The sequence below is a fragment of the Opitutus sp. ER46 genome (assembly GCF_003054705.1).
In the GTDB taxonomy this organism is placed as follows: domain Bacteria; phylum Verrucomicrobiota; class Verrucomicrobiia; order Opitutales; family Opitutaceae; genus ER46.
This window is the reverse complement of sequence record NZ_QAYX01000013.1, coordinates 44,194-60,003: the sequence shown is the minus strand read 5'-3', so window position 1 is coordinate 60,003 and position 15,810 is coordinate 44,194. Positions and strand designations below refer to the sequence as shown.

Here is a 15,810-nt window from a genome sequence, read left to right as displayed (position 1 = left end):
GTGGTAGGGTTCGAATGCCACAGATCCTCCCTTGCCTCTGTTGCCTCTTGTAGAGCCATATCCGGTTCGGATCTGAGTAATCAGAGATTGAATATAGAATCGTTGTTTTAACCTCAGATTCCTCGGATCAAGGCAGGATGATCGGCGCCGGCGGCGCCGAGTTGAGGGTTATAAGGCTTAAGGTGCTAAGGTTCAGGCCCCCTGATCGATCTCTCTGCGTCCTCAGCGAGATCCGGTAGAAACTTTAGTTTTCGGCGGCGCGAAAACTAAAGTAAGTGGGGTCCGGGAACCGGCGCCCACTTAGGTGATCGCGACAGCGAGAACCTTATCGTGCCTCCTCGTGCCTTTTGGTGGCCAACCTCCGGCTCAAACTCCGCAAACACAGAGTCGTGGTTTTATCTCAGATTACTCGGATCAAGGCTGGATGCCGGCCGGGTTGGCGGCGGTAATCTTTCTTGAGTGCGGAGCGGAGGGGCGGCAGAACCGCGTCTCTTCTGGCCCCCATGGATTTCCCTGGCGCTTGTTCACCTGACCCCACGGCAACCGCGGCGCCGCCGCCGGCGGCGGAGGTGGGGCCGGCCGCGGTGCCGCCCGTGCTGCCGGCGGCGCCCGCCGGTCCGCGAGAGGAGCCGTTCATCTTTCACGGCCGCGCGAGCGAGTACTTCCGCATCTGGATCGTGAATGCGCTGCTGACCCTGCTTACGTGCGGCGTCTTCTTGCCGTGGGCGAAGGTGCGGAAGCGGCGGTACCTGCGGGGGGCGACGGAGCTGCTGGGGCATCGCTTTGATTACCGGGCGGACCCGCGGCGCCTGCTGATCGGGCACGCGATCATGGCGGTCTTCTTCCTCGGCTACAGCCTGTTTGGCGTGGTGTATCCGCCGGTGCGCTGGGGTGTGATCCTCCTGGGCGTGGTGATGCTCCCGTGGATCGTGGTGCGCTCGCTGGCGTTCAATGCGCACAACACGGTGTATCGCGGGCTGCGCTTCCGGTTTCATGCCGCGCTGTCGCCCGCGGCGGCGGTGTATCTCGTGGGACCGGTGCTGTGCGTGCTGTCGCTCGGGCTGTATTACCCGGCCTGGGTGCGGCAGAAACGGCGCTACGTCGTGGGCCAGCACCGGCTGGGGGACGCCTACTTCCGGTTCGAGCTGCGGCGCCGGCCGTTCTACACGGCGTATCTCGCGAGCGCGGGCGTGATGGTGGGCTGCGTTTTCATCGGCGGGCTGATCACCGGCGCGATGGCGGTTGGCGCGGGCGGGAAACCGCCGACACTGCCGCAGCTCATCCCGTTCTTGATTTGCTACCTGATCGGTTTCTTCACTGCGCGGCACCTCGTTCACGCGATGCTCTTCAATCATTTCTGGGGCAACACGCGCCTGGACGAGCATCGGTTTGTTGCGCGGATGGACTTTGGGCGGTGGTTGGGCCTGCAGTTCACGAACCTCTTTGCGACGATCGGCTCCTGCGGGCTCCTTTATCCCTGGGCGGTGATCCGGACCTGCCGCTACACGGCGCAGTGCCTCAGCCTGGTGCCCGCGGGGGCGATCGACTCGATCCGCCGGCTGGAGGCCGGACCGGGGAGTGCCACGGGTGATTCGGCAGCCGAGGTGATCGGACTCGATTTTGGGCTATGATGACCACGACCGGCAGCTATTGCACGGGCGAGGACCTCACCCCATGGCCGGCGACGCTGGCGGTGGAGGGCGAGGGGAGGCTGCAGATCAGGTGGGCGCAGGGCGAGCGGGTCGTGCCGCTGGCGGAGCTGCGGGTGAGCGACCGGCTCGCGAACATCCCGCGTTTCATCTACCTGCCGGGCGGGGCGGTCGTGGAAACGGCGGACAACGGCGCGATTGACGCGCTGCTGGTGACGCAGCGGCGGGGCCGGTTTGCGGCAGTCGTGCATGCGCTCGAGTCGCACCATGGGGTGGCGACGGTGGCGTGCGTCGTGCTCGTGGCGCTGCTGGTCGCCTCCTTTTTCTGGGTGCCGCCGCGGCTGGCCCGCAGCATCGCCGGGCGTGTGCCGCCGGCGATCGAGGTGCGGGCGGGAGCCGCGGCGAAGGCCACGCTCGCGCAGTACTTCACGCCGTTCGCGCCCGACCTCGCGGAGCGGGCGCGGGTGGAGCGGCAGCTCATCCGGATTCAGCCGGATGGGAGAACGACGCCGCGACCCACGATCGAGTTCTGGCGGTTTACCCAGTCGCCCAATGCGTTCGCGCTGCCGGGCAACGTGATCGTGCTCAACCAAGAGCTGCTCGAGCTGTCGCTCACGGACGACGAGCTAGCGGCGTTGCTGGCGCACGAACTTGGGCATCTCCGCCTGCGCCACGGGATCCAGAGCGTGCTGCGCAATTCCTTCGCGCTGCTGATCGTGAGTGCCGCGACCGGTGACCTCTCCGCGCTGGGGGCGTTTACGACGTCGCTTCCGGTGGCACTGCTGCAGAACGGATATTCGCGTGACCTCGAGCGGGAGGCGGACGCGTTCGCGTACGATCTCCTGCGGGAGCGGCGAATCCCGACCAAGGCGTTCAGTTCGCTCTTGGTGAAGCTGGGCAATCGCGCGCCCGCGGAGGCGGCGTTTTCGTACCTCAGCACGCATCCGGCGACGGAGGAGCGGATCGCGCGCTTCGGCGTGCTCACCGCGGAGGAACGGCAGCGGCTCGTGGCGGCACCGCCGCAGGCGAAGGCGGACAGCGACGCGAGGGCGGCCACAAGCAAAGGCAAGCGCGCGAGCGTGAGCACGGGGCTCGAGCGGAACTGCCAGCCCGTGGCGCTCTTCCGGACCGAGCCAGTGTATCCGCTGTCCCTACGCGTGAAGGGCGAAACGGGAGAAGTGCTGGTCGACTTTGTGGTGGATGCCGACGGCGACGTGAAGAACGCGTTTGTCATTCGGTCGACCAATCGCGCGTTCAACGAGCCGGCGCTCGCGGCGGTGCAAACCTGGAAGTTCAGTCCGGGACGGCGAGACTACCGCGCGGTGGCGGTGCACATGCAGGTGCCGGTCGTGTTTACGTTGGACGAAGATGATGCTCCGCCGGTGCTGCTGTCTCCGCCCGTGGCGAAGTAGGCTTTCGTTTTTGCCGCTGGCAAAAATGAAAGAATGGGGCGGTCGAGTATATATGGTAACCGCGAATTGTACCTATAGCCATTGGTAACCAGGAACGGGCACGAATATACGCCAAGGCAGGGTTGGCCACGAAGAGGCGCCAAAAGGCACGAAACTTTATTTTTCGGCGGCGCGAAAAATAGAGTAAGTGGGGGTTCATCCCCGGCGCCGGCGGCGCCGGAGGCAGCCCCACCTTCTCGCATTTTCGCGCCCTGCGAAAACGCGAGAGCGCTGTTTCCCAGACGCCTGCTCTTCTACCCGAGATTCTCGGCTCGGAGCCTATCGCCTACCGCTTATCGCCTATAGCCTGATTGTTTCGCCACAAAGAGGCGCCAAAAGGCACGATAATATACACAAGGCGGTTCTACAGGAGGTAGCAGAGAGCGCAGAGGCTTCGGCGCCGGAGGCGCCGAGTTGAAGGTGGTGGGGTTCGAATGCCACAGATCCTCCCTTGCCTCTGTTGTCTCCTGTTGAGACATATCCGGTTCGGATCTGAGCAATCAGAGGTATATAAAGGATCGTTGTTTTTACCTCAGATTACTCGGATCAAGGCAGGATATGGGTACTGAATCCAAGGCGGTCGCGCAGGAGGTGGCGGGGGGCGCGGCGGTCGTGGCGTCGTGGGCGGCGGGTCTATGGTGATGGGGCGCAAGGAGCCAAGGTTCGGCGCGAAGCCGCCGGGCGGCCCCTTCTTCAGTTTTCGCGCAGCCAAACTGGCGGGGCGAAAACGGGTGTAACGGATAGGAAAATTATGTAACGGCTGGTTTTGCTGTTGCACGAGTCGGCTGCGGCGGCTTGCGTGCGGGGCATGTTTTCGGCGCGGCGGAACGTGAATAAATACCGGGCTGGCCCGGGGCGCGTGCGGCCGCAGAAACCTCTGTCCCGCCTCGCAGGCGAGGCGGCTTTATCAACCCCATGAAATCCATCGCAGCCCTATCGATTGTCCTCACCCTTTCCGCCGGCGCCCTCCTGGCCGAACCGGCATCCACCCCGGCGGGCAATGTCATGCCGGCGCCGGCGCAGGCGCGCTGGACCGGCGGGCGGCTGGCGTTTGACCCGAGCTTCACCGCGGTGGTGCAGGGGGCGGACGACGGCCGGGTGCGCGGCGCGTTGGACCGGATGCGCCGGCTCTGGGAGCTGCGCACGGGCCTGACCTTGGCGCGGAGCGAAGCCGCGTATGCGGCGCCGGCGGCCGGCGTGAAACCCACGCTGGTGATCGAGTGCCAGGCGCTGGCGCCGGTGGTGCCAAAGGTCGGGGAGGATGAAACCTATACGCTGGACGTCACGGCCGACCAAGCGGTGCTGCGGGCACCCACGACGACGGGCGCGCTGCGCGGACTGGCGACGCTGACGCAGATGCTGCAGGCCGACGCGACAGGTTGGATGCTACCGACGGCGGAGATCAAGGATGCGCCGCGGTTCGCGTGGCGCGGGCTGCTGATGGACCCGTGCCGGCACTGGCTGCCGGTCGAGGTGATCAAGCGCAACATCGACGGCATGGCGCTGGCGAAGTTGAACGTGCTGCACTTTCACCTGACGGAGGACCAGGGCTTCCGGATCGAGAGCAAGGCGTTCCCGAAGCTGCACGAGCTGGGCTCGGACGGACTGTATTACACGCAGGAGCAAATCCGGGACATCGTGGCGTACGCGGCGGCGCGGGGCATTCGCGTGATGCCGGAGTTTGACGTGCCCGGCCACGCGACGACCTGGGTCGTGGCGTATCCGGAATTCGCGAGCGCGCCCGGGCCGTACCAGATCAACCGCCGGCCGGGGGTGCACGATCCGGTGCTCGATCCGACCAACGAGGAGTTGTATCCGATGCTCCAAAAATTCTTCGCGGAGATGGCGACGCTGTTCCCCGACGAGTACATCCACATCGGCGGCGACGAGAACAACGGGAAGCACTGGAAGGCGAACGCGAAGATCCAGGAGTTCATCCGGGCGAACAACCTGAAGGACAACCCGGGCCTGCACGCGTATTTCAACCGCAAGCTGCAGGTGATCGTGTCGGGCCTCGGCAAGAAGATGATGGGGTGGAATGAAATCCTGCACCCGAACCTGCCGGCGGGCACGGTGGTGCACTATTGGATGGGCGCGACCGGGCTGGTCGACGCGACGCGGATGGGTTTCGGCGCGGTGCTGTCGCGCGGCTTCTATCTCGATCACCAGCTGCCGGCGGCGACGATGTACGCCAACGACCCGGTGCCGGCGAACACGAAGCTGACGCCGGAGCAGCAGGCGCGCGTGCTGGGCGGCGAGGCCTGCATGTGGGCGGAGTGGGTGACGGAGGAGACGGTGGACTCGCGCATCTGGCCGCGGGCGGCGGTGGTGGCGGAGCGGCTGTGGTCGCCGCGGGAGGTGAACGACGTGCCGGACATGTACCGCCGGCTGGCGCTGATGAACGCGCGGCTGGATGAGCAGGGCCTGCGGCACGAGATGAACCGGGACATGATGCTGCGCCGCTTCGGCGACGGCGTGAGCATGGCGGACGCGCGGCGGGTGCGCGAGGCGGCGGATCTTTTCGAGGCGGGCACGCTGGGCGTGCGATTCAAACAGAACCCCACGGTGACGCAGGCCACGCCGCTGACCGGTTTCGCGGATTGCACGCGGGCGGACAGCGCGGCGGGCCGGCGGTTCGCGGCGGACGTGGAGGCGGTACTTTTTGGCGACGCGGCGACGACGCGCGCGGCGCTGACCGAGGCGCTCGGCGGCTGGCGTCAGCTCGGCCAGGACCTGGCAGCCGGCCGGATCGCGCCGGCGTCGCCCCGGGTGCGCGAGCTGGCGACGCTGGGTGAACAACTGGATGCGGTGGCGGCGATCGGGCTCGAGGCGGTGGCGGCGCTGGACAAAGGCGCGGCGGCCGGCTGGAGCGAAGCGCAGCTGGCGGCGCTGGTAAAGTTGGGAGACCCGCGGCTGGGCGTGACGCTGCCGATCGTGAAGCCGGTGCGGCTGCTGGTCGCGGCGGCCGGGCAGGCCGCGGCGCGGCCGACGCTCCCGGCGGCCGATTGGCGGCGCCAGGTGGAGAAGGCGGCGACGCCGCCGGCGCCGAAAAAATGACGGAGGTGTCGCAACGAGTGGGGCCGGCCGCGGGGCCGGTCCCGGCCTCCACGCTGCCGGCCGGGGAGGGCGGGGTGGAGCTGGAGCGGGTTCTGCGCACGCTGGTGGAGACCAAGGCGTGGGACCTGAGCCGGCCGCTGCCGACGACGCGCGAGATCGGGCAGCGGTTCGGCATCTCGAACGCGACCGTGTGCCGGCTGCTGATTCGGCTGAGCGCGGAGGGCCTGATCTGGCGCCGGAGCAACGGCCGCTACTTCCTGAACGAGAGCCGGCGGGTGTTTGAGAACGAGCCGTACGCGTGCCTGCTGCGGCGGTTGAAGAACTGGAGCCGCGTGTACCAGGGCGTGATGGGCGGGTTCAGCCAGGCCTTTGCGCGGGACCGGGCGTCGATGCTGTTCGTGCACAACGACACGCTGGTGCGGCATGCGGATACGGCCCATCCGCCGGTGCATGCGGACGCGGCGGAGCAGCGGGCGGCGCTGGCGGAGTTTTGCCGCGGGTACGAGGGGCGGTACCGTGGGGTGTTGCTGGACGAAGTCTGGCGGGACGACGTGTTGCGGGAGTTCTTGTCGCAGCTGGGCGCGGCGGTGATCACGTGCCGGCCGACGACGGTGGCGGGGCTGTCGAGCGTGAGCGCGGATTTCGGGGTGGGCGCGCTGCTGGCGGTCGGGCACCTGTTTGCGCGCGGCTACGAGGAAATCTGGCTGGCGGTGCCGTTTGCGAATTCGGCGACGGTGGACGTGCAGACGCGGGAGACGCTGGCGGCGGCGGCGATGCTGGGAAAGCCGATCGCGGCGCGAAACGTGGTGTCGGTGGCGACGCCGGTGGAACGGGAACGGTTCGTGGCGCGGCTGGTGGCGACGCGGGCGCGCGTGGGGGTGTTTTGCCTGGAGGACAACATGAGCGTGCTGCTGCGGGAGGCACTGCAGCAGGCGGGGCTGGCGTGTCCGGTGCGGGTGGGGCTGTTGTCCGGGATGGGCACGGACCTGGTGACGGAGCGGCGGATTTCGACGCTGCGGATCGATTACGAAAAGATCGGGGAGACGGCAGGGGAGATCCTGGCGTCAGGGAAGGTGCGGACGGTGCGGATCGCGCCGGAGCTGGTGGTGGGCGGGAGCAGCTGAACTTTGTTTTTTGCCGGCGGCAAAAAACAAAGTAAGTGAGGGCCAGGCTTGGCGCCGGCGGAGCCGGCTCGGGCGATCTTTCTCTTACTCCTACTCTTACTCTTTCTCTGCAGTTTTCGCTCCGCGAAAACTGAAGTGGGTATGGTCTTCGGCGCCGGCGGAGCCGGCAGCAGCTCCTACTTCGGTTATCGCGGAGCGAGCCAGCATAAAGCCTATAGCCTACAGCCTATTGCCTATAGCCATTGGCCACGAAGAGGCGGGTAACCACGGAGTTCGGGTTGGGTTTGGCCGCAAAGAAGCCAGAAGGCGCAAGAAGGAGCCGCTGATCGCGCGGCGGGTATTCGCGTCAGCGAGAACTGCGGGAGAGGAGCTCGCGAGCGCGGGCGGAAGTCGGGTCGCGGCGGAGCACCTCGTTGAGCTCGGCGGTCGCCTCGGCCGGGCGGCCGTTCTCAAGCAGGGTGGTGGCGAGGTTGAGGCGAAAATCGATCTCGTCGGGCGCGGCCTGGACGGCCGCACGGAAGTAGGCCTCGGCTTCGGCTTTGCGGCCGAGTTGGGAGAGTATGGCCCCGCCATTGTTCCAAGCGTTGCCGAAGGTCGGGGCGAGATAGACGGCGGTGTTGAAGTGTTCCAGCGCGGCGGCGGCGAAGCCGCTATTGAGGAGGGTGACGCCCTGGTTGAACTGACCCTTCGCGAGGGTATGGGCGTTGCCCCAACGCTCCAGGTTCGTGTTCTCGATGATCGGGAACCGGTGGGGCGGGTGCTGGAAGACCTGGACGTGGATCGATCCATCGGAGGCCGAAAAATCGGCGCGGTAGCGATCCCGGCCCAGATTAAAGGCCAGTTCAGTGATGCGGCTCGGGTGGCGGTCCTGAAAGTGCCACTCGGTCGCGAGGAGCACGTGGCGGCCGACGATCTCGGGATCGGAGAACAGCATGAACGGGACACAGCGGAGGTAGAAGGGGCGAACTTGGTCGATGCCGGTGGCGACGACATAGGCGCTGGAGATATTGGTTTGGAGGAACTCGGTCCGGGCGCGGTCGACGTTGGCGGCCAGGATCGGGCCAAAGCGGAGCACAGGTATTTGGACAGCCATTACGGCCAAGAGCAGAACCGCGGGGACCAGCCAGGCGCCGCGGGGAAGCCGGCGGTCGGGAGCGGTGATCGCGGGCCGCCAGCGGCCGAGCAGGTGTATGAGCCCGGCAAACGCAGTGAGGAACGTGAACGGAGCGTGGAACGTGAGAATCCGTTGCGGCCACTCCGGAATCGGAGCCGCCGGGGAGTCGACGGAAAGAAGATAGCAGAGGCCCACGACGGTGTTGAGTACCGCGAGCATGCGGAGCCAAAGCGAGCTGCGGCAGCGCCAAGCCAGGACGGGGGCGATGGCGAAGCCGATCAGGTGCAGGCTGCCCATGACCCAGAAGAAGACGGTGCTGGTCCAGGGCGTGGCGCCAAAGAGCGTCCGGACGAGCAGGGCGTCCATCGTGAACAGGTTCGTCACACGCAGCCACATCTGAGCCGGGTCGACGGTGAAGAGGATCTTCAGGCTGGCAGTGGCGGAGGCTTCGGAGGCGGGGCTGTCGCGGACGATGACGAAGCCGAAGAGCAGGACGGCGCCGGCAAAGGCGAGCGTTTGCCGACGGTGACGCTGCACGAACAGAAAGCGGAGACCGCACAGGATGAGCGCGAACGGCAGGGCGAAGGGGTGGCAGATGAGGCCGAAGCCGATGAGCAGCGCGATGGGGAGGCTGGAGCGCCGTTCGGGCTCGGCGGCTTCGCGCAGGACGAGGAACGTGGCGAGCCCGACACAGGACGCTCCGAGCGAGAACGCGAGCGGGCCGCCCCAGATGAAAACGCCGTCCCAGAACGCGAGGGTGCCAAGCGCGATGCCGACGCTGCGCCACCAGCGGTTCTCCACGAGCCGTTCGAGTGAGCGGTAAACGATCAGGAAGCAGGCGCCCGCCTGGAGCAGGTAGAGCGTTGCGATCTGGTACGGAGCGGCGACATGGAGGTCGGTGAGGAGGCGCGATAGCGCATAGTGTCCGACGTAAGTGAACTGGAAACTGTAGGTGTGAACCGGGCCGTACGAGAGCTGCGGCGGGTAGGAGTTCATCCCGACGAAAGCGACGAGATCGATGAGTGGTACCCAGGGCCCGTAGATGAGCACGGGGAGGATGAGCGCGAGGACGGCGCCGAGGGCGACGTAGGCGGGGGCGGTGGGCCGGAAACGGGGCGAAGCGGACACCGGCCCTGAAGCGGGCGGAATGTTCGGGTTCAAAGTGGGGCGACGGAGAGTTAGCGGAGAATTCTGGTTTTTGCCGGCGAAAAAAACAGGGGAGGGCTTTGGGGCGTGGAAAGCGCCGGCCGCAGCCGCGTGCCCTGGAGCGCGGAGGCGCTCGGGATGCCGGCAGGTTGCGTTTGTAGGGTGGGTTTCGAGGGTGGCTTTCTGCACATCGTTTGACGACCCGGGAGAACCCTAGGCGACACCCTAGACGCGGTCGGGAGTTGGGGCGGAAATGCCTGGGTGGATCCCCGGGATTGAAATCTGGGGTGTATTAGTAATCAACGAGTTACGAGATTTTTCCACTACAGAAGGTCCTGGGGGCGCCGCTAACGAGGGCGCCATGCCGAAGCCCACTCTCACCGCCCTCCTCACCACCCTTTTCCTGCTCGTCGCGACGTCGACGGCCCAGGCGACGACCCCGGTGCAGGTGGCGACGATCCCGGTGGCGGTGGCAGGGCGCGAAACGGCGGCCACGCTGGATCTCAGCCCGACGTCGGATCTCTCATCGCAGGAAGCGCAGATGCTGGCGGGTGCGATCTCGCAGATGAGCGGGCGCAATGTGTCGCTCGGGCGGGTGCAGGCGACGGGCAGCATGCGGCCCTATTTCGACGAGAATTCCGTGCTGCTGCTCGAGGCGACGCCCTTCGCGGAGCTGAAGGTGGGCGACGTGGTGACCTTCTATGATGCGAAGCGGAAGACGCAGCTCGTGCACCGGCTGGTCGAGAAGCACGGCAACGTCTTCTACGCGCGCGGCGACCACAACAAGCGGATGGATTCGGTGTATGTGACGCCGGAGACCTATCGCCGCCGGCTGGTCGGCGTGGTCTATTCGAAGCCGGACGTTTCGCGCGGCGGGATCCGGGTGGCGACGAGCACGATGCCGGTCAACACGGCCGGGCTAAACTGAAGCGCTTCTCGCGGACGCGAAAGCGCGGGACGATTGGGCGATGGCGCGGAGACCGCGGCCGGTTACTTCGTCGGCCGCAACGTTTGCAGCAGTGTGAGGGCACGCGCGTCGCCGGGATTGATCGCCAGCACTTCCTCGGCGTGCGTGACCGCTTCCTGCGACCGGCCGAGCTCGGCCATCACGAGCGCAAGATTCATGTGGGCGTCGACCGACTTGGGGTCGCGCTGTAGCGCGGCTTCGAAGCACAGCATCGCATCCTGCGGGTTACCGGCGCGGAAAAGCGCCGCCCCGGCATTGGTCCAAGCTTCGACGAAGTCGGGCTGGAGGTACACGGCGGTGTTGAAGTGTTGGAATGCGGCCGGATAGACACCGGCCTGGAACAGGGCTACGCCCAGATGAAACTGATCATGGGCGAGCACGGACGGCGTCATCCACGTCGTTGCATTCGTGCGTTCGCTGACGGGAAAGCGGTTGGATGGCTGCTCGATCAGTTGCACCGCCATGACCTGGCCCTGCGCACTGAATTCCGCGAGGTAGTGCTTCCGGCCGACCTGAAACGCCGCTTCGGCGAGGCGGGTGGGATGCCGCGGTTTGACATGCCATTCGGTGCTGAGCAACAGATTGCGGGCGACGATTTCGCGATCGGAGAAGAGCACGAAGGGCACTGCGCGCAGATAGAATGGATGGACGTTGTCCATACCCGATACCACCAAGTAGGCATTGGTCACGCCGGTCTTGAGGATGTCGTCGCGGGTCTTGGCGATATTGGCGGCGAGCGTGCTGCCGAACCGAAAGACCTGCGCGTGGGTGAAGACGGCGAAGGCAAGAACTAGCCCCGGCACGAGCCATGCGACCCGAGGGACACGCCAGCCCGCTCCCGCCACGCCTCGGCCCTGCTGCATGACGTAAAGGAGGCCAACGAATCCAGACATGTAGGTGTATGGTGCATACAGGGTGAGCACGCGCTGGGGCCACTCCCCGATGGGCGCGCTCGGCAGGTCGCGGGAGAATACATACAGGACGCCGGCGCAGGTGTTCAGCGTCGCAAGCATCCGGAGCCAGGTCGATTGGCGTTCCTTCACCGCGATGTACGGAGACAGCACGAAGCCGACGAGATGCAGGATGGCGAAGACGAAGAACGTGATGAGCGATCCGCTCGGCGTGGAGCCAAAGAGGGCCGTGGCGAAGCGGGCGTCCTGGGTGAAAAGGCCGCTGAGGCGCAGCCAGATTTCGGCGGGATGAAATCCAAATAGGAGGCGCAGACCACCTTCGGCGTCACCAACCTCGGCCGCGGGGCTGTCGCGAAAGATCACGAAGCCGAACACCAGCACCAGCGCCGCGAGGAAGACCGTGTGTCGCCGACGGGCGGGATCGAACAGAAACCGGACGCCGCACAGAACCAAGGCGAAGGGCAGCATGAACGGGTGGCAGCAAATGCCGAACAGAACGAGGAGCGTGACGGGAGTGCTGGCATTTTTGCCCGACTCGGCCGCATCACGGATGGACAAGTAGGTTGCCCAACTGATGAAGGCTGCGCCCATGGAGTGCGCTAGCGGGCCGCCCCAGAGAAAGATGCCGTCCCAGAATGCGAGGGCGCCCAGGGCGATCCCGACTGCCCGGAGCCACGGATCCCGCACCAGTCTTTGCAGCGAACCGTATACCACGCCGAAGCAGATTCCCACCTGCAGCAGGTAGAGCAGGGGAATCTGGAAGCGGATCGGCAGCAGCAGATCGCAGCAAAGGCGGGACAGAGCCAGCACCCCGACATACGAGAACTGGAAAACGTAATGATGCAGCGGGCCGTAGGACAACTGCGGTGGGTAGGAGTACATGCCGACGAAACCCACCAGATCGATCAACGGGAGCCACGGGCCGAGCAGGAGCACCGGCGCAACCAGGGCCACGATTGCGCCCAAGGTAACGATGCTCACTGGGGTCCACCGGCGCGGGCGAAGTCGCTGCAATTCTGCCGAGGGCGGCGGCGTTGGTCTTGTAGTGGCGTGGCTCGGTTTCGATTCAGGCAGATTCACGTGCTTTGCCCTAACGTGACGCTGTGGATACGAAGTGACGCAATCCAAGAATCTCGGCGCACGGGACCAGATGCGGGTAAACGCGAGTTGACGCAAGCCGAGGTCGGCGGACACGATGTCGGTCAACACGGCCGGGCTGAACTGAGCATTTTTCGCGGGACGCGAAGAAAGAAGGAGCGCGGCAGGTCTTGCCGAGCTCGTGCCCGCCTTCGCCTAAGGCTACGGCGCGGCATTTTTCTTTCCGCGCGCGGAAAGAAAAATGGTGGAGGTGGCGGGAATTGAACCCGCGTGCCCCTGACCTTCGCGCGCCGCGTCTACCAAGTATAGCGTGACTTTGATCTCGCTGGTGCCACGCGATCACGCGCGCTTGAGCACCCGCCAGTCCCCGGATGGAAGATACGACGCGCGGTCCGCGAACCGCTCCGCGCGCTATTCCTGCTGTCGTCGTTAGTTCCAGCTAGCAGGTGTCGCTAGACCAACGTGGCTGACATTAAGCAGCCAGAGGCATTTCTTCAGTTTTGCCGTTTATTGTTTCGCAGGGGGATTTACGAGAGGCCCACGACTCTCGACTGGCAGCGGCGCACTCCAACCAAGGGTAGAATCCAGAACACCCCCGAAAATTGAACGGCGCGGCGCAACGGTCTGGCCCAGGGGGCCGGGGTTGTGCTCGCACCTGCCGGCGCCGATGGCGCCGGCGTGCAACCCGTCAAAGAACAGCGCGCACCATGCGGCGATCGCCGCTGAATGCAACTTTGGTTTTCGCGGGCGCGAAAACCAAAGTAAGTGGGGTTCACGTCCCGGCGCCGACGGGCGCCGGTGGTAGCGCCTATATAGGTTATCGCGGCCGCGATAACCTCTTACGAGAACGAGAACGATTCCGGCGCCGCAGGCGCCGGCTTCAGCTCCCCCATAGGTTATCGCGAGAGCGAGAACCTGCGATAACCTTTACGGCAGGGTGAATTCGAGCTGGGCGCGGAGGTCGCGGGACGAGCTGCCGACGGCGAGGACGAACTTGCCGGGCTCGGCGACCCACGCTCGCCGCGCGGGATCGTAGAACGAGAAGGCCTCGCGTCCGAGGGGCAGCGTGACGACCCGGCGCTCGCCGGGTTGAAGCTGGACCTTGCGGAAGGCCTTCAGCTCCTGCGCGGGGCGTGGCAGGCTCGCCTCGACGTCGCGCACGTACAACTGGACCACCTCGGCGCCGGCGCGCGCTCCCGTGTTGGTCACCTCGACCTCGACGGTCGCGAGCGGCCCCTTGGCGTCGGTGCCGGGCACGACGCGCGCGCCGCGGTAGGCGAAGCTCGTGTAGCTGAGGCCGTGGCCGAACGGGAACAGCGGCTCGATGGCCTTGGTATCGAACCAGCGGTAGCCGACGAGCAGGCCTTCGGTGTAGGTGACGGTGCCGTCCTTCCCCGGCCACGCGCCGAGGGCGTGCGCGGGGGAGTCGGCCAGCTGCCGGGGAAAGGTGCACGGCAGTTTGCCGGAGGGATTGACGTCCCCGAAGAGCACGCGCGCCACGGCGTTCCCGGCCTCCATGCCGCCGAACCACGCCTGCAGCACGGCGGGGGTGCGCGGCAGCCACGCGCCCATGCTCACCGGCGAGCCGGAGACGAGGACGACGACGGTGCGGGGATTGGCGGCGACGATGCGCTCCAACAACGCGTCCTGGCCGTACGGCAACGCGAGCTCGGTGCGGTCGTCGCCCTCGCAGTCGTTGCCTTGCTCGTGATTGAGCCCGCCGACGAACACGACGGCGTCGGCGGCGCGGGCCGCGGCGACCGCACGCTCGGCGAGTTCGTCGGCGCTGAGTGGCGCATCCGGTTTCTGGGGACGCGTGCTCAGCCGATCGGAGTTCGGCGCCTCGTAGCCGAGGGCGTGGATCACGTTCACCGTGCGGCCGACGCGCCGGATGATGCCCTGGAGGGGCGTCACCTCGTAGAGCGGCTTGACCTCGGAGCTTTGGCCCCCGTGCGCCTGGGGGCGCGTCGCATTCTCGCCGATCACGGCGATGGTGCGGAGCTTGGTGGCGTCGAGCGGAAGGAGGCCGCCGGTGTTCTTGAGGAGGACGATCGCTTCTTCGGCGACGCGGCGGGCGACGAGCTGGTGGGCCTTCGTGTTGATCGCCCCGGGCGCGCGGCCGTCGAGTCCGCCGGTGGCGATCAGGACGCGGAGGTTGCGGCGGACCTTGTCGTCGAGCCCGGCCAGCGGGAATTCGCCGCGCGCGAGGCCTTCGCGGTACGGGCCGGCGAGGAACCAATCGGCGTAGGCGCGCTTCTCGGTACCCATCTCGAGGTCGAGCCCGTGGCGGGCGGCCTGCGCGGTGTCGTGGGTGCCGTTCCAGTCCGACATCACCAGCCCCTTGAAGCCCCACTCCTGTTTCAGGACCTGGTTGAGGAGGTAATCGTTATGGCAGCAGTGCTCGCCGCGAAACTTGTTGTACGCACCCATGACGGTCCACACACCGGCCTCGGTCACGGCGGCGTGAAAGGCGGGCAGGTAGATCTCGCGGAGCGTACGTTCATCCATCTCGACGTTGATCGAGTTGCGCAGCGTCTCCTGGTTGTTGACCGCGAAATGTTTCACCGACGACGCGATGCCGCCCGACTGCTCGCCGCCGATGAAGCCAACGGCGATCCGGCCCGCGAGGAAGGGGTCCTCGCCCAGGTACTCGAAATTCCGGCCGCACAGCGGGGAGCGCATGATGTTCACGCCGGGCCCGAGCACGATGTCCTTCCCGCGGGCGCGCGCCTCGGTGGCGATGGTGGCGCCTTCGAGGAAGGCGAGCTCGGGGTCCCACGTGGCCGCGAGGGCGATGCCGGTGGGCATCGCCGTGGAGAAATCATCGGTCCGCCCGGCGGCTTTGAACGTGTCGCGCTCGATCTCCTCGCGCACGCCGTTGGGGCCGTCGGTCAAATGCCGGACGGGGATGCCCAGGCGCGGCACGCCGGCGGTGGTGAACTTGGAGTCGCCGTGCAGGAGCGAGACTTTCTCCTCGAGCGTGAGCCGGCCCAGCAGGTCCTCGACGCGGGCCTCGAGTGGCGCCGCGGGATCGCGGTACACGGGTCGGGCGTCCTCGGCGGCGCGAGCGGCAACGGGGGACAGGAAGGCAAGGAGTGTCAGGAGAACCAGGGACGGGTGCTTCATCGGAAAATGGGGCGGGGCGGTTTGCGGCGGGCGCGCCGCAGACGGAATCGGGGAAGGCCCATCGCATCGTTCGGCAAGGTGGCGTCAACCTCGCGGACGAATGGCGGGTGGGTTAGCCACCAAAAGGCGCGAGAAGGCACGAAGAAGAATACCGCGGATCGGCAAGG

Annotated in this window: 8 protein-coding genes and 1 other RNA gene; 5 read left to right on the top strand and 4 right to left on the bottom strand. The window is 66.4% G+C overall.

The window, feature by feature from the left end; translation table 11 throughout:
- The first annotated feature begins 503 nt into the window (after nucleotides 1-503).
- The 4 genes from DB354_RS01095 (at nucleotide 504) to DB354_RS01080 (ending at nucleotide 7,281) form a co-directional block, all read left to right on the top strand.
- Nucleotides 504-1,631: a YjgN family protein gene (locus DB354_RS01095; RefSeq protein WP_107833585.1), complete on the top strand. Its 1,128-nt coding sequence runs from the start codon at nucleotides 504-506 to the stop codon at nucleotides 1,629-1,631.
- On the top strand, nucleotides 1,628-3,061 hold the full coding sequence (locus DB354_RS01090; protein WP_146180054.1) for a TonB family protein: 1,434 nt from the start codon (nucleotides 1,628-1,630) through the stop codon (nucleotides 3,059-3,061). The genes DB354_RS01095 and DB354_RS01090 overlap by 4 nt, the downstream gene beginning before the upstream one ends.
- 954 nt (nucleotides 3,062-4,015) lie before the next feature.
- A complete protein-coding gene (locus DB354_RS01085) occupies nucleotides 4,016-6,157 on the top strand; it encodes a family 20 glycosylhydrolase (protein ID WP_107833583.1) in 2,142 nt (713 codons plus the stop codon).
- Nucleotides 6,158-6,162: 5 nt separating this feature from the next.
- Nucleotides 6,163-7,281 carry a substrate-binding domain-containing protein gene (locus tag DB354_RS01080; RefSeq protein WP_158277306.1) on the top strand — a complete coding sequence of 373 codons (1,119 nt, stop codon included), beginning with the start codon at nucleotides 6,163-6,165 and terminating at the stop codon, nucleotides 7,279-7,281.
- Nucleotides 7,282-7,627: 346 nt separating this feature from the next.
- Here the strand turns inward: DB354_RS01080 and DB354_RS01075 are convergent, their stop codons facing one another.
- Nucleotides 7,628-9,523: a tetratricopeptide repeat protein gene (locus DB354_RS01075; protein WP_107833581.1), complete on the bottom strand. Its 1,896-nt coding sequence runs from the start codon at nucleotides 9,521-9,523 to the stop codon at nucleotides 7,628-7,630.
- Nucleotides 9,524-9,902: 379 nt separating this feature from the next.
- Between DB354_RS01075 and DB354_RS01070 the strand changes: the two genes are divergently transcribed.
- Nucleotides 9,903-10,469 carry a hypothetical protein gene (locus DB354_RS01070; RefSeq protein WP_158277305.1) on the top strand — a complete coding sequence of 189 codons (567 nt, stop codon included), beginning with the start codon at nucleotides 9,903-9,905 and terminating at the stop codon, nucleotides 10,467-10,469.
- Between the two features lie 62 nt (nucleotides 10,470-10,531).
- On the opposite strand, the gene DB354_RS01065 is transcribed toward DB354_RS01070, so the two are convergent.
- From DB354_RS01065 to DB354_RS01055, 3 genes are all read right to left on the bottom strand, one after another.
- Nucleotides 10,532-12,400: a tetratricopeptide repeat protein gene (locus tag DB354_RS01065; RefSeq protein WP_146180052.1), complete on the bottom strand. Its 1,869-nt coding sequence runs from the start codon at nucleotides 12,398-12,400 to the stop codon at nucleotides 10,532-10,534.
- Nucleotides 12,401-12,759: 359 nt separating this feature from the next.
- Nucleotides 12,760-13,114: a transfer-messenger RNA gene (gene ssrA / locus DB354_RS01060) on the bottom strand.
- Nucleotides 13,115-13,444: 330 nt separating this feature from the next.
- Nucleotides 13,445-15,643: a glycoside hydrolase family 3 C-terminal domain-containing protein gene (locus DB354_RS01055; protein WP_107833578.1), complete on the bottom strand. Its 2,199-nt coding sequence runs from the start codon at nucleotides 15,641-15,643 to the stop codon at nucleotides 13,445-13,447.
- Nucleotides 15,644-15,810: the final 167 nt, after the last annotated feature.

Excerpts from the sequence above, each read along its gene's own strand:
- DB354_RS01095 (WP_107833585.1), top strand. The coding sequence starts at position 504 with ATGGATTTCCCTGGCGCTTGTTCACCTGACCCCACGGCAACCGCGGCG.
- DB354_RS01090 (WP_146180054.1), top strand. The coding sequence starts at position 1,628 with ATGATGACCACGACCGGCAGCTATTGCACGGGCGAGGACCTCACCCCA.
- DB354_RS01085 (WP_107833583.1), top strand. The coding sequence starts at position 4,016 with ATGAAATCCATCGCAGCCCTATCGATTGTCCTCACCCTTTCCGCCGGC.
- DB354_RS01055 (WP_107833578.1), bottom strand. The coding sequence starts at position 15,643 with ATGAAGCACCCGTCCCTGGTTCTCCTGACACTCCTTGCCTTCCTGTCC.
- DB354_RS01070 (WP_158277305.1), top strand. The coding sequence starts at position 9,903 with ATGCCGAAGCCCACTCTCACCGCCCTCCTCACCACCCTTTTCCTGCTC.